Raw genomic sequence first — 14001 nt, forward strand, 5'->3', positions numbered from 1 at the left:
AGGCCCGCAGCCGCCGTTAATGCCCGATAAATACCTGCCATAACAGCTGACGGAAAACCGGCATCATCGGATGAAATTGCAGGGCGACCAGGCTGGCAAGGGCTATCACTATCATCACCGGAGCCAGCCAGCGCAGACGGCTTGCCGGCAGATAGTTTGTCGCCCAGTCACGCTGTTTTTTGGCCCGCAGCCAGCGCCAGCCAAGCCAGCCGCCCAGCCACACCAGCAGCGCTACCGCCAGCAGCATCCATTTAAACAGGCTGCTGCTGGCCCCTTTCGGCACATCAATCGCCACGCCCGCGAGAATGCCCGGCAACAGATAGAGCGGCGGCCACAGGATGCAGCCAATAATATTTGGCGGAATAAACTTCTTCACCGGCAGCTCCAGCATGCCCGCTACCAGCGGGATCAGCGGGCGCGTTGGCCCCACAAAGCGACCGACAATAATGGTGAACATGCTGTGCTGATGCAGCGCGTGTTCAGTTTTATCCATCAGCCCCTGGTGCTTTTTAATAAAAGACCAGCGGTGCAGCGGCCCCTTGAACTGCCAGCCAATCAGGTAGGAGATCCAGTCCCCCACCAGACAGCCGACCGTACCTGCCAGCCAGGCGGGATAAAGGCCAATCTGCCCGCTGCCGATCAGGGCGCCGAAAGAGGCCATCAGTACGGTGCCGGGCAGCAGCAGGCCCACCAGCGCCAGCGATTCAAAAAAGGTGATCAGCCCAACGGCCAGCAGCGACCAGGCCAGCGATTGCGTGATTAAGTGTTCCAGCCAGGCTTCCATACTTTCCATATTCTCTTTTTGTTTGAGGTCGGATTGTCCTGAGCCACCCCCGATCCGTCAAGGTCTGAATTGTATGGAAGACTGACAGAGCCGCGACCCTACATGAGCACTGTATAAATAAACATGCTATTATTGCTTATTGATTCAGCAAACGGGCATTCAGGTGAACGACGCACGCGCAGGCTTTCTGCTTACCCGCCACTGGCGGGATACGCCTTCCGGTACTGAGGTAGTGCTGTGGCTGGCAACGGACCAGGGGCCGCAGAGAGTGGTGCTGCCGCCGCAGGAATCCGTGGCGTTTATTCCACAAATCTATCAGCAACAGGCCCAGGCCCTGCTGCAACAGGAGCGCCAGATTCGTTTTGCGCCGCTGAACCTGAAAGACTTCCGTCAGCGTCCCGTCGTGGGGCTGTACTGCCGTCAGTACCGGCAGCTGCTTAAGCTGGAAAAGGTGCTGCGCGAAAACGGCATCATGGTCTACGAAGCTGACATCCGCCCGCCGGATCGTTTTTTAATGGAGCGGTTTATCACCGCGCCTGTCTGGTTCAGCGGCCAGACGGCGGGTAACAGTCTGATTAATACCCGCCTCAAGCCTAATCCTGACTATCGCCCGCCGCTGAAGTGGGTTTCGCTGGATATTGAAACTACCCGCCACGGCGAGCTTTACTGTATCGGGCTTGAGGGCTGCGGCCAGCGGGTCGTCTATATGCTGGGGCCTGAAAACGGCGATGCCAGCAGCCTGGACTTTACGCTGGAATATGTTTCCAGCCGCCCGCAACTGCTGGAAAAACTCAACGCCTGGTTTGCCCGGCACGATCCCGATGTGCTGATTGGCTGGAACGTGGTGCAGTTTGACCTGCGCGTGCTGCAAAAGCACGCCGACCGTTACAATGTTCCCTTAAAATTAGGCCGTAATAATGAAGCGCTGGAGTGGCGGGAGCACGGTTTTAAGCCCGGCGTATTCTTTGCTCAGGCTACCGGCAGGCTGATCGTTGACGGCATTGAGGCGCTAAAATCTGCGTTCTGGAACTTTGACTCTTTCAGCCTGGAGGCCGTCTCGCGTGAGCTGCTGGGCGAAGGCAAAGCGATCAATAATCCCTGGGACAGAATGCAGGAGATCGATCAGCGCTTCGCCGAAGACAAACCTGCGCTGGCCCATTATAACCTGAAAGATTGTGAGCTTGTCACCCGCATCTTTGAGAAAACGCAGATCATGCCTTTCCTGCTGGAGCGCGCCACGGTGAACGGGCTGGCGGTAGATCGTCACGGCGGCTCGGTTGCGGCCTTCAGCCATCTCTATCTTCCCCGAATGCACCGCGCGGGCTTTGTGGCGCCGGGCATGGGAGAAGTTGCGCCGGAGGCCAGCCCCGGCGGCTACGTGATGGATTCACGGCCTGGCCTGTATGATTCGGTGCTGGTGCTGGATTATAAAAGCCTTTATCCCGCCATTATTCGCACCTTTCTGATCGATCCCGTAGGCCTGGTGGAAGGCGTGGCGCATCCCGATGAGAAAGACTCCGTTGCCGGCTTCCGTGAAGCGCGCTTTTCCCGCACCACTCACTGCCTGCCGGAGATAGTCAACCAGATCTGGCAAGGGCGTGAAGCGGCTAAAAAACAGGGTAACCAGCCTCTTTCACAGGCGCTGAAAATCATTATGAATGCGTTTTACGGCGTGCTGGGCACCAGCGCCTGCCGCTTTTTCGATCCCCGCCTGGCTTCTTCCATTACTCTTCGCGGGCATGAAATCATGCGGCAAACAAAAGAGCTGGTAGAAGCGGAAGGCTTTGATGTGATTTATGGCGATACGGACTCCACCTTCGTCTGGCTGAAAACCCCACACGACCAGCAGGCGGCAGCGGCAATTGGTCAGCGGTTAGTGACTAAGGTCAATGCCTGGTGGCGCGACCATTTGCGGCAGACGCTTGGGCTGGAAAGCGCTCTGGAGCTGGAGTATGAAACCCATTTCAGCCGCTTCCTGATGCCTACCATTCGCGGGGCAGAACAGGGCAGCAAAAAGCGCTACGCCGGAATGATCCGGGAAGGCGAAACCGAGCGAATGGTGTTTAAGGGGCTGGAAACGGTGCGCACGGACTGGACGCCGCTGGCCCAACATTTTCAGCAGGAGCTTTACCGCCGCATTTTTAAGAAACTGCCCTATCAGGATTACATTCGGGAAACCGTGCGGCAGCTGCTGGACGGCGAGCTGGATGACCAGCTGATCTACCGTAAGAGGCTTCGTCGCCCGCTGGATGACTACCAGCGCAACGTGCCGCCCCACGTGCGGGCGGCCAGAATCGCCGATGAGCAAAATCAGAAACTGGGGCGCCCTTTGCAGTATCAAAAAGGGGGAAAAATTCGCTACGTGATGGCGACCTCTGGCCCGGAGCCGCTGGAGGCAAGGATCACCCCGCCAGACTATGATCACTACCTCACAAAGCAGCTTCAGCCGGTGGCCGAGGGGATACTTCCTTTCCTTGAAGATGACTTTGCTACACTGGTAACAGGTCAGTTGGGGCTTTTTTGACAGGTGACGAACGCGCCACCTTCCAGTACCATAGCGTCCTTCCTGACCCTCTGAATATTTCTGCCGGGCACTGAATGCCGGGCGGTCGTGCTATTGCCTGCAATAACCTCTAATAGAATCGAGCCGAATATCTATGCCTTTTACACTTGGTCAACGCTGGATCAGCGATACGGAAAGCGAATTGGGATTGGGCACTATCGTCGCGGTTGATACGCGTATGGTGACCATACTGTTTCCTGCCACCGGCGAAAACCGTCTTTATGCCAGAAATGATTCTCCTGTCACCCGCGTGATGTTTAATCCGGGCGATACCATCACCAGCTATGAAGGCTGGCAGCTTGAAGTTGAAGAAGTCACCACGGAAAATGGCCTGATGACCTACATCGGCACGCGTCTGGATACCCAGGAAACCGGCGTGGTGATGCGTGAAGTGATGCTCGACAGCAAGCTGGTGTTCAGCAAACCCCAGGATCGCCTGTTCGCCGGTCAGCTCGACCGTATGGATCGCTTTGCCCTGCGCTACCGTGCGCGCAAATATCAGAGCGAGCAATATCGCCTGGCGGTCAGCGGCCTGCGCGGCATGCGTACCAGCCTGATCCCGCACCAGCTGCATATCGCCCATGACGTGGGCCGTCGCCACGCGCCACGCGTTTTGCTGGCGGACGAGGTAGGTCTGGGGAAAACCATTGAAGCCGGGATGATCATCCACCAGCAGCTGCTGGCGGGCCGGGCCGATCGCGTGCTGATAGTGGTGCCGGAAACGTTGCAGCATCAGTGGTTGGTCGAGATGTTGCGCCGCTTTAACCTGCGCTTTGCGCTGTTTGACGACGAACGTTATGCCCAGGCGCAGCTCGACAGCGACAACGCGTTTGAAACCGAACAGCTGGTTATCTGCTCCCTCGACTTCGTGCGCCGCAACAAGCAGCGGCTGGAGATGCTGGCCGATGCCTCCTGGGATCTGCTGATCGTCGACGAAGCGCACCACCTGGCGTGGGAAGAGGGCAAGCCGAGCCGTGAATATCAGGTCATCGAACAGCTGGCTGAGCAGATCCCTGGCGTGCTGCTGCTGACCGCAACGCCCGAGCAGCTGGGAATGGAAAGCCATTTTGCCCGTCTGCGCCTGCTGGACCCCAATCGTTTCCACGATTTCGCTGCCTTTGTGGAAGAGCAGCAGCACTTCCGCCCTATCGCCGATGCGGTAACCGGCCTGCTGGCGGATAAAGCGCTGACACAGGATGAGCTGAATATGCTCAACGACCTGGTGGGCGAACAGGATATCGAACCGCTGCTGCAAACGGCTAACAGCGACCGCGAAGGGAAACTGGAGGCCCGTCAGGAGCTGATCAGCATGCTGATGGATCGTCACGGTACCAGCCGCGTGCTGTTCCGTAACACCCGTAACGGCGTGAAAGGCTTCCCGAAACGCGAACTGCACCAGATCCGCCTGCCGCTGCCTTCGCAATATCAGACCGCGATCAAAGTCTCTGGCATTATGAGCGCGCGGAAAACCGTCGACGAGCGCGCCCGCGACATGCTCTATCCGGAGCAGATTTATCAGGAATTTGAAGGCGACAGCGGCACCTGGTGGAACTTCGATCCCCGCGTCGAGTGGCTGATGGGCTTCCTGACCAGCCACCGCGAGCACAAGGTGCTGGTGATCTGCGCCAAAGCCGCCACCGCCTTGCAGTTAGAGCAGGTCCTGCGTGAGCGCGAAGGTATCCGTGCCGCCGTGTTCCACGAAGGTCTCTCTATCATTGAACGCGACCGCGCGGCAGCCTGGTTTGCTTCTGAAGAAGAAGGGGCACAGGTTCTTCTCTGTTCGGAAATCGGTTCTGAAGGCCGTAACTTCCAGTTCGCTAACCAGATGGTGATGTTCGATCTGCCGTTTAACCCCGATCTGCTGGAGCAGCGTATCGGCCGTCTGGACCGTATCGGCCAGGCGCATGATATTCAGATCCACGTGCCCTATCTGGAAAAAACCGCGCAGTCGGTGCTGGTGCAGTGGTACCACGAAGGGCTGGACGCGTTTGAGCACACCTGTCCTACGGGCCGGGCCATCTACGATAACGTCTACGCGAAGCTGGTGGACTATCTGGCCTCGCCGGAAAACACCGAAGGCCTGGATGAGTTTATTGCCGACTGCCGTAAGCAGCATAACGTGCTGAAAAGCCAGCTTGAGCAGGGACGCGATCGTCTGCTGGAGCTGAACTCTAACGGCGGCGAGAAAGCCCAGGCGCTGGCTGAAAAAATCGGCGAGCAGGATAATGACAGCGAGCTGGTCAACTTTGCGCTTAACCTCTTCGACATCGTGGGGATCAATCAGGAAGATCGCAGCGATAACATGATTGTGCTGACACCTGGCGATCATATGCTGGTGCCAGACTTCCCTGGTTTGCCGGAAGATGGCTGTACCATCACCTTTGACCGTAATCAGGCGTTGTCACGGGAAGATGCGCAGTACGTCACCTGGGAACACCCTATCGTGCGTAACGGTCTGGATCTGATCCTCTCTGGCGACACCGGCAGCTGCGCCCTCTCCCTGTTAAAGAACAAGGCACTGCCGGTCGGCACGCTGCTGGTAGAGCTGATTTATGTGGTTGAGGCGCAGGCGCCGAAACATCTGCAACTCACCCGCTTCCTGCCGCCTACGCCAGTCAGAATGCTGGTAGACCGTAAAGGCACCAACCTGGCCGGCAAGGTGGAGTTTGAAAGCTTCAACCGCCAGCTTAATGCGGTAAACCGCCACACCGGCAGCAAGCTGGTCAACGCTGTGCAGCAGGATGTTCATGAAATCCTGCAACTGGCTGAAGAAGAGGCCGCAACCCTGGCGCGTCAGCTGATTGACGTGGCCCGTCAGGAAGCGGACGAAAAGCTGAGCGCGGAGCTCTCTCGTCTGGATGCCCTTAGCGCCGTCAACCCGAACATCCGTCAGGATGAAATCGAAGCGCTGGAGAGTAACCGCGAGCAGGTGCTGTCGGCGCTGAACGAAGCGGGCTGGCGTCTTGACGCGCTGCGCCTGATTGTCGTGACGCATCAGTAACCCACAAGGGGGCGGCTCAGGCCGCCCCGGATAAATCAAGATGATGGAACCCTACAACCCTCCGCAGGAACCCTGGCTGCATATCCTCTATCAGGATCAGCACATTATGGTGGTGAACAAGCCCAGCGGCCTGCTCTCCGTGCCAGGCCGTCTTGCCGAGTATAAAGACAGTGTCATGACGCGAATTCAGCGCGATTTTCCCGATGCAGAGTGCGTGCATCGTCTGGATATGGCCACCAGCGGCGTAATGGTGGTGGCGATGACTAAAGCGGCGGAGCGTGAACTCAAGCGCCAGTTCCGTGAGCGTGAACCGCAGAAAACCTATGTCGCAAGAGTATTCGGACATCCCGAACAGGAAAAGGGGCTGGTCGATCTGCCGCTGATTTGTGACTGGCCGAACAGGCCTAAACAGAAAGTCTGCTTTGAAACGGGGAAAGCGGCGCAAACGGAGTATGAGGTGCTGGAGTATGCGGCAGATAACAGCGCTCGCGTACGGTTAAAACCGATTACCGGGCGCTCTCATCAGTTGCGGGTACATATGCTGGCGCTGGGGCATCCTATCCTGGGAGATAACTTTTATGCTCATGATGAAGCCAGAGCGATGGCGCCTCGTCTGCAACTGCATGCGGAAAGGTTATCCCTCACCCACCCGCAGTACAAGACGCCCATTACCTTTCATCAGCCAGCCGATTTTTGATCTCATCGTGCGGGATTATTTGAACCCTTTCTCGCGCTTGATCAAATCATAAGCGGCCTGGATCTCCTGCGCTTTCTGCTTCGCCATCTCCATCATTTGCGGCGGCAAGCCCTTTGCCACCAGCTTATCCGGATGATGTTCGCTCATCAGCTTGCGGTAGGCGCGCTTGATGGTGGTGCCATCATCGCTGCTTTTCACCCCCAGCACGCTACAGGCATCTTCCAGCGTCGGCCCACGCCGCGCCTGGCCAAAACCGCCCTGCGAGCCTGCTCCGCCCTGATAGTGACCGCCGCCAAACTGCTGGCCGCCTTCCATCATGCGCAGGAACTGATCGAACTGCGTCTGCGAAATGCCCAACTCTTCAGCAATCACAAACAGCACTTTTCTCTCATTGGGATGCAGTGAGCCATCCGCGAACGCCGCCTGGATCTGGATCTCCAGAAACATCCTGATCAGATCAAAACGTCCAAAGCAGGCGCTGCGCAGCTCTCGCAGTTTGCTGCGAAGGGGGTAGTCACCCTCTTTGCCTTCACGAAATGCGCGCTGTGCCGAATTCCTGGCCTCGCCGTGCAGCTGCATACGATCCATTAACAGGGACGCCATCTGAATATCCGCATCGGTCACGCGCCCTTTTGACTTGGTCAAATGGCCCATTACCTGAAACGTGGTGCGGAAAAACAGCGTCTGTCGGGTTTGCTGATTTGCAAAATAGCCCTGTCCCTGAACCGCTCGCGCTTTATCAATCAGGTGGCCAATCAACAGGCCAAACGCCAACCCCCAAAACCCGGTGCCGCTCAATAATCCAAGCACAAGGCCAATTACTTTACCCCAATAGCGCATATACTCCTCAATTCGCCATGCTGAAGGCCAGAAATTGCATTATCATACCTGTCATTCATCCCAGAGCCTAACGCCCAGCTACCAAACACAGGGATTAACACTAGCGCAACGCAGTTGAGTACGTTAGTCTCTGACCGTTTGTCGGCATGATGCCAGTTATCACGGAATTTTCGATACCGCGTATGAAAAAACGACTACCTACTTTGCTGGCCACGCTTATCGGTTCAGCGCTTTACAGCCAGCAAGGTCTGGCCGACGACCTCGCATCGCAATGTATGCTGGGTGTGCCAAGCTATACACGTCCTCTGGTTCAGGGAAAAAATACCAATGACCTGCCGGTAACGATTAATGCCGATAAAGCCAAAGGTAACTACCCGGATAACGCCGTTTTTTCAGGCAATGTCGATATCCAGCAGGGTAACAGCCGCATGCTCGCTGACGAGGTACAGCTGCATCAGAAACAGCAGCCCGGTCAGCCGACGCCGGTGCGCACCGTTGATGCCCTGGGTAATGTGCACTATGACGACAATCAGGTCATCCTGAAAGGTCCGAAAGCCTGGTCAAACCTGAATACCAAAGATACCAACGTCTGGAACGGCGAGTATCAGATGGTTGGCCGTCAGGGCCGGGGCAGCGGCGATCAGATGAAGCTGCGCGGTCAGAACCGCTATACCATTCTTGAAAACGGTACCTTTACTTCGTGTCTGCCGGGCAACAACAGCTGGAGCGTGGCGGGAACAGAAGTGATCGAAGACCGCGAGGAGCAGGTGGCGGAAATCTGGAATGCCCGCTTTAAGATTGGCTCCGTTCCGGTGCTCTACAGCCCCTATCTTCAGCTGCCTATTGGTGACCGCCGACGCTCAGGCTTCCTGATCCCGAACGCCAAATATGGCAGTTCCAACGGCTTTGAATTCATTCTGCCCTATTACTGGAACATTGCGCCGCAGGCTGATGCCACCATCACGCCGCACTATATGAGCAAGCGCGGCATGCAGTTGCAGAATGAGTTCCGTTACCTGACCCAGGCGGGCGCGGGCCTGATGGAGCTGGATTATCTGCCGAGTGACGATCAGTATGAGAAAGATGCCACTTCGCGCAATATCAAAGATGGTGATGACTCCAAGCGCTGGCTGTTCTACTGGAAACACGCCGGTGTCTACGACCAAAACTGGCGCTTCAACGTCGACTATACCAAAGTCAGCGATCCCTACTACTTCACGGATCTCGACTCCACCTACGGTAACTCGACTGACGGCTACGTGACGCAAAAATTCAGCGTCGGCTACGCCGAGAAAAACTGGGACGCCACGCTCTCCACCAAACAGTTCCAGATCTTCTCTACCAACGCCAGCCGCGATGTTTACCGTGCTGAGCCGCAGTTTGACTTTAACTATTACCAGAATGACGTTGGCCCGTTTGATACGCACCTCTATGCGCAGGCGGTGAAGTTCACTAACGTTAACGAAGAGCTGCCGGATGCAACCCGTTTGCACCTGGAGCCTACCATCAACCTGCCAATGTCCAACGGCTGGGGAAGCCTTAATACCGAAGCTAAACTGCTGGCTACGCACTATCAGCAGGATGATATCGAGTATTACAACAGCCTCAGTGCCAATCAGGACAACCAGTTAAAAAGCAGCGTGAACCGCGTTATGCCGCAGTTCAAGGTTGATGGCAAGATGGTCTTTGACCGCGACATGGACTGGTCCGAAGGCTACACGCAGACGCTGGAACCGCGTATGCAGTACCTTTACCTCCCTTACCGGGACCAGAGCGATATCCGCGCCTACGACTCCACGCTGCTGCAAAGTGACTATACCGGCCTGTTCCGCGACCGCACCTACAGTGGCCTGGATCGCATCGCTTCCGCTAACCAGCTGACCAGCGGCGTAACCACACGAATTTTTGATAACACTCTGGTTGAACGTTTTAACGCTTCTGTAGGTCAAATCTACTCGTTTACTCCTTCCCGTACTGGTCTGGATAGTGCAGACAGTGACGATCGGGGTAGCCTGGTGTGGGCCGGTGATACCTATTACCGTATCAGCGACCGTTGGAGCACCCGTGGTGGCATTCAGTATGACACCCGCCTTGATAATATTTCGCAAGGCAATGCCGTACTGGAATATCGCCGTGATGCCGACCGTATGGTGCAGTTGAACTACCGCTACACCAGCCCGGAATATATTGAGCAGACGTTGACCCGTATCAGAAACCCGGGTTATCAGGATGGTATTTCTCAGGTGGGCGCAACGGCAAGCTGGCCGATTGCTGATGCCTGGTCAGTGGTGGGCGCCTGGTATTACGATACCAAAGCAAAACAGGCTGCCGATCAGCTGCTTGGCGTGCAGTACAGTTCCTGCTGCTATGCAATCCGGTTGGGGTACGAGCGTAAAATTACCAGTTGGGATACCGACAATCTTAACAGTAAGTATGACAACAAAATCTCATTCAACATTGAGCTACGTGGCCTGAGTCCGTCTTACAGCCTCGGCACCGGTCAAATGCTGCGTCAGGGCATACTGCCTTATCAGCGCTCTTTCTGATGTTGTGATTATTAGTATGCAAACCCGCAGTGCGGATAGAAGAATGGAAAAAGTATGAAGAACTGGAGAATGCTGATCCTCGGTGCAGCGCTGACAGCCAGCACCGCGTTTGCAGCACCGCAAGTTGTTGATAAAGTTGCCGCTGTAGTCAATAACGGCGTGGTTTTAGAGAGTGATGTAGACAGTATGATGCGCTCGGTGAAAAGCCAGGCCCAGCAGGCTGGTCAACAGCTCCCCGATGACAAAACGCTGCGCCATCAGATTGTTGAACGTCTGGTTATGGATAACATTCTGTTGCAGATGGGGAAACAGGCCGGGATCCAGATTTCGGATGCGCAGGTCGATCAGGCGATTCAGAACATCGCTGCGCAAAACAAGATGTCCACGGATCAGCTGCGTAGCCGCCTGGCTTACGATGGCATGAATTACAGCGCCTATCGTGAGCAGATCCGCAAAGAGATGACGCTGTCAGAAGTGCGTAACAATGAAGTGCGTCGTCGCGTGACTATCCTGCCTCAGGAAGTGGACTCTCTCTCCAAACAGGTTGCTTCACAGAACAACGCCAGCACCGAGTTAAACCTCAGCCACATTCTTCTGCCGCTGCCGGAAAACCCGACGCAGCAGCAGGTTGATGACCAGGAAACGCTGGCGAAGCAGTTAGTCAGCGAAAGCAAAAACGGCGCGGACTTTGGTAAACTGGCGATCACTTACTCTGCCGATCCTCAGGCGCTGAAAGGCGGCAACATGGGCTGGGGCCGTATTCAGGAGCTGCCATCTCTGTTTGCTCAGGCGCTGGTCACCGCGAAAAAAGGCGATATCATCGGCCCGATCCGTTCCGGCGTTGGCTTCCACATCCTGAAGGTGAACGATGTCCGTGGCGACAGCCAGAACATCTCCGTTACCGAGGTACATGCCCGTCATATTCTGCTGAAGCCTTCTCCGGTGATGACTGACGAGCAGGCTCGTCAGAAGCTGGAGCAGGTATCCGCAGAGATCAACAGTGGCAAAACCACCTTTGCCGAAGCGGCTAAACAGCTCTCGCAGGACCCTGGCTCTGCCAATCAGGGCGGCGACTTAGGCTGGAGCTCACCTGAAATGTACGACCCGGCATTCCGCGATGCGCTGATGAAGCTGAAAAAAGGCCAGATGAGCACGCCAGTGCACTCTTCCTTTGGCTGGCATCTGATTCAGCTGCTGGATACCCGTCAGGTGGATAAAACCGATGCGGCCCAGAAAGAGCGCGCTTACCGCCTGCTGTTCAACCGTAAGTTTGCTGAAGAAGCTCAGACCTGGATGCAGGAGCAGCGTGCGGCTGCCTATGTGAAGATCCTGGATGCCAATGCTCAGTAACGTACGCGTTGCGATCACTCCCGGCGAACCTGCCGGGATTGGTCCTGATGTCACTCTTCAACTGGCCCAGCGCGACTGGCCAGTTGAACTGGTCGTGTGTGCCGATCCAGCTTTGCTGCGCGAGCGTGCAGCAAAGCTGGGTTTACCCCTGACGTTAAAAGAGTACCAGCCCGGTATTGCTGCCCAGCCGCAAAAAGCGGGAACGCTGACCGTGCTTCCTCTCTCCACGCCTCAACCGGTAAAAGCGGGTGAGCTATGCGTTGCCAACAGCCACTATGTTCTGGAAACCTTGACCCGAGCCTGCGATGGCTGCCTGAACGGCGAATTCGCCGCGTTGATCACCGGCCCGGTGCACAAAGGCGTGATTAACGATGCAGGCATCCCTTTCAGTGGCCACACAGAATTCTTTGCCGATCGTTCGCAGTGCGAACGCGTGGTGATGATGCTGGCAACGGAAGAGCTGCGCGTTGCGCTGGCAACCACGCATTTACCGCTGAAAGCCGTTTCAGACGCCATTACCCGTGAAAGCCTGCATGAAGTTATCGCTATCCTGCACGCCGATTTGCAAAGCAAGTTCGGCCTGGCTTCCCCGCATATTTTTGTCTGCGGCCTGAACCCCCATGCGGGCGAAGGCGGCCATATGGGGCGGGAAGAGATCGATGTGATTATCCCCGCACTGAACGAGCTGCGGCAGCAGGGTATGCAGCTGACCGGCCCGCTGCCGGCAGATACGCTGTTCCAGCCAAAATATTTGCAGCATGCCGATGCCGTCCTGGCGATGTATCATGACCAGGGGCTTCCGGTGCTAAAATACCAGGGATTCGGGCGCGCGGTGAATATCACCCTCGGCCTGCCCTTTATCCGCACGTCCGTTGACCACGGCACCGCTCTCGAGCTGGCAGGCCTGGGCAACGCCGATGCGGGCAGCTTTATTACGGCGCTTAACCTCGCCATCACCATGATCAAGAGCAGTAATGAATAATCGCGTCCATCAGGGCCATTTCGCCCGCAAACGTTTCGGCCAGAACTTCCTTAACGACCAGTACATTATCGACAGCATCGTCTCCGCTATTCATCCACAAAAAGGCGAGGCGATTGTTGAAATCGGTCCCGGTCTGGGCGCGTTAACCGAACCGGTTGGCGAGCGTCTGGATGCCATGACGGTAATCGAACTTGACCGTGACTTAGCGGCACGCCTGCAAACGCATCCGTTTTTAGGTCCCAAGCTGACGATTTTTCAGCAGGATGCCATGGCCTTTGACTTCGCAGAGTATGCTCGCGAAAAAGGCCAGTCATTGCGCGTGTTTGGCAACCTGCCTTACAACATCTCCACGCCCTTGATGTTCCACCTTTTCAGCTATACTAATGCGATCAAAGATATGCATTTTATGCTGCAAAAAGAGGTGGTAAACCGGCTGGTAGCAGGTCCGGGCAGCAAAGCCTATGGCCGCCTGACGGTGATGGCGCAGTACTACTGCCAGGTTATTCCGGTTCTTGAAGTGCCGCCAGAATCCTTTACGCCAGCGCCTAAAGTCGAGTCAGCCGTGGTGCGCTTAATGCCCCATACGAAGATTGCTAATCCGGTGCAGGATATGCGCTTGCTGAGCAGGATTACCACCGAGGCCTTTGGCAAACGGCGTAAAACGCTGCGTAACAGCCTGGGCCATCTCTTCTCTGCCGAAGCGCTGGCGGAGATGAATATCGACGCTACGCTGCGTGCGGAAAATATCTCTGTGGCGCAATATTGTCAGCTCGCTAACTGGTTGTCTGCGCATCCTCAGCCGCAGGAGAATTAAAACAATGAACGATACGCCCCGAGTCTGTGTGCACGTACAGAGTGCTTATATTGCCTCGCAATCTGTACCTGATGAAGAACGTTATGTGTTTGCTTATACCGTTACCATACGCAATCTGGGGCGTACCGCTGTGCAGCTGCTGGGCCGTTACTGGCTGATTACAAACGGTAACGGGCGCGAGACAGAGGTGCAGGGTGAAGGTGTCATCGGCGAGCAGCCCCACATCGAACCCGGCAGCGAGTTTCAGTACACCAGCGGTGCCGTTCTCGAAACGCCTATGGGCACCATGCAGGGACACTATGAGATGACTGACAGTGAAGGGGAAACTTTTCAGGTCGACATCCCGGTGTTCCGGCTGGCCATTCCCAGCCATATTCATTAATTCATTTGATTGCACTGACGCGCCCCGGCTTTACGGCCCCGG

General features: G+C 56.1%; 10 protein-coding genes. 8 read left to right on the forward strand and 2 right to left on the reverse strand.

What is annotated here, in order from left to right; translation table 11 throughout:
* Nucleotides 1–16: 16 nt before the first annotated feature.
* Nucleotides 17–784, reverse strand: coding sequence for a DedA family protein (locus AAH450_RS12380; RefSeq protein WP_342910823.1), 768 nt, complete (start codon nucleotides 782–784; stop codon nucleotides 17–19).
* 163 nt (nucleotides 785–947) lie between these two features.
* Here AAH450_RS12380 and polB point away from each other — a divergent pair, with 163 nt between their 5' ends.
* The 3 genes from polB to rluA all read left to right on the forward strand — a co-directional run bounded on the left by polB (nucleotide 948) and on the right by rluA (nucleotide 7045).
* On the forward strand, nucleotides 948–3308 hold the full coding sequence (polB, locus tag AAH450_RS12385; protein ID WP_342910495.1) for a DNA polymerase II: 2361 nt from the start codon (nucleotides 948–950) through the stop codon (nucleotides 3306–3308).
* Between the two features lie 133 nt (nucleotides 3309–3441).
* Nucleotides 3442–6348, forward strand: a complete 2907-nt coding sequence (rapA, locus tag AAH450_RS12390) for an RNA polymerase-associated protein RapA (RefSeq protein ID WP_342910496.1) — start codon at nucleotides 3442–3444, stop codon at nucleotides 6346–6348.
* 43 nt (nucleotides 6349–6391) lie between these two features.
* Entirely contained in the window at nucleotides 6392–7045 is a 654-nt protein-coding gene (gene rluA / locus AAH450_RS12395) for a bifunctional tRNA pseudouridine(32) synthase/23S rRNA pseudouridine(746) synthase RluA (protein ID WP_342910824.1), read from the forward strand.
* Between the two features lie 15 nt (nucleotides 7046–7060).
* On the opposite strand, the gene djlA is transcribed toward rluA, so the two are convergent.
* Nucleotides 7061–7885: a co-chaperone DjlA gene (gene djlA, locus AAH450_RS12400; RefSeq protein WP_342910497.1), complete on the reverse strand. Its 825-nt coding sequence runs from the start codon at nucleotides 7883–7885 to the stop codon at nucleotides 7061–7063.
* Nucleotides 7886–8031: 146 nt separating this feature from the next.
* Between djlA and lptD the strand changes: the two genes are divergently transcribed.
* Genes lptD through apaG form a run of 5 tightly spaced genes read left to right on the forward strand, consistent with a single transcriptional unit; the run spans nucleotide 8032 to nucleotide 13959 of the window.
* Nucleotides 8032–10431 carry an LPS assembly protein LptD gene (gene lptD / locus AAH450_RS12405; RefSeq protein WP_342910498.1) on the forward strand — a complete coding sequence of 800 codons (2400 nt, stop codon included), beginning with the start codon at nucleotides 8032–8034 and terminating at the stop codon, nucleotides 10429–10431.
* Between the two features lie 54 nt (nucleotides 10432–10485).
* Nucleotides 10486–11781 (forward strand): peptidylprolyl isomerase SurA, encoded by a 1296-nt coding sequence (surA, locus tag AAH450_RS12410; protein ID WP_342910499.1) that lies wholly within the window; start codon nucleotides 10486–10488, stop codon nucleotides 11779–11781.
* Complete coding sequence (pdxA, locus tag AAH450_RS12415; RefSeq protein WP_342910500.1) at nucleotides 11771–12763, forward strand: 4-hydroxythreonine-4-phosphate dehydrogenase PdxA; 993 nt, start codon at nucleotides 11771–11773, stop codon at nucleotides 12761–12763. The genes surA and pdxA overlap by 11 nt, the downstream gene beginning before the upstream one ends.
* Nucleotides 12756–13577 carry a 16S rRNA (adenine(1518)-N(6)/adenine(1519)-N(6))-dimethyltransferase RsmA gene (gene rsmA / locus AAH450_RS12420; protein WP_318788767.1) on the forward strand — a complete coding sequence of 274 codons (822 nt, stop codon included), beginning with the start codon at nucleotides 12756–12758 and terminating at the stop codon, nucleotides 13575–13577. Before pdxA ends, rsmA begins: the two co-directional genes overlap by 8 nt.
* 4 nt (nucleotides 13578–13581) lie before the next feature.
* Nucleotides 13582–13959 carry a Co2+/Mg2+ efflux protein ApaG gene (apaG, locus tag AAH450_RS12425; RefSeq protein ID WP_342910501.1) on the forward strand — a complete coding sequence of 126 codons (378 nt, stop codon included), beginning with the start codon at nucleotides 13582–13584 and terminating at the stop codon, nucleotides 13957–13959.
* Nucleotides 13960–14001 lie beyond the last annotated feature (42 nt).

This window comes from Erwinia magellanica (genome assembly GCF_039023495.1).
In the GTDB taxonomy this organism is placed as follows: Bacteria; Pseudomonadota; Gammaproteobacteria; order Enterobacterales; family Enterobacteriaceae; genus Erwinia.

Bases quoted from the DNA above. Each gene is read 5' to 3' on its own strand.
- rsmA (WP_318788767.1), top strand. From the start codon at position 12,756: ATGAATAATCGCGTCCATCAGGGCCATTTCGCCCGCAAACGTTTCGGC.
- rapA (WP_342910496.1), top strand. From the start codon at position 3,442: ATGCCTTTTACACTTGGTCAACGCTGGATCAGCGATACGGAAAGCGAA.
- apaG (WP_342910501.1), top strand. From the start codon at position 13,582: ATGAACGATACGCCCCGAGTCTGTGTGCACGTACAGAGTGCTTATATT.
- lptD (WP_342910498.1), top strand. From the start codon at position 8,032: ATGATGCCAGTTATCACGGAATTTTCGATACCGCGTATGAAAAAACGA.
- djlA (WP_342910497.1), bottom strand. From the start codon at position 7,885: ATGCGCTATTGGGGTAAAGTAATTGGCCTTGTGCTTGGATTATTGAGC.
- surA (WP_342910499.1), top strand. From the start codon at position 10,486: ATGAAGAACTGGAGAATGCTGATCCTCGGTGCAGCGCTGACAGCCAGC.
- rluA (WP_342910824.1), top strand. From the start codon at position 6,392: ATGGAACCCTACAACCCTCCGCAGGAACCCTGGCTGCATATCCTCTAT.
- AAH450_RS12380 (WP_342910823.1), bottom strand. From the start codon at position 784: ATGGAAGCCTGGCTGGAACACTTAATCACGCAATCGCTGGCCTGGTCG.
- pdxA (WP_342910500.1), top strand. From the start codon at position 11,771: ATGCTCAGTAACGTACGCGTTGCGATCACTCCCGGCGAACCTGCCGGG.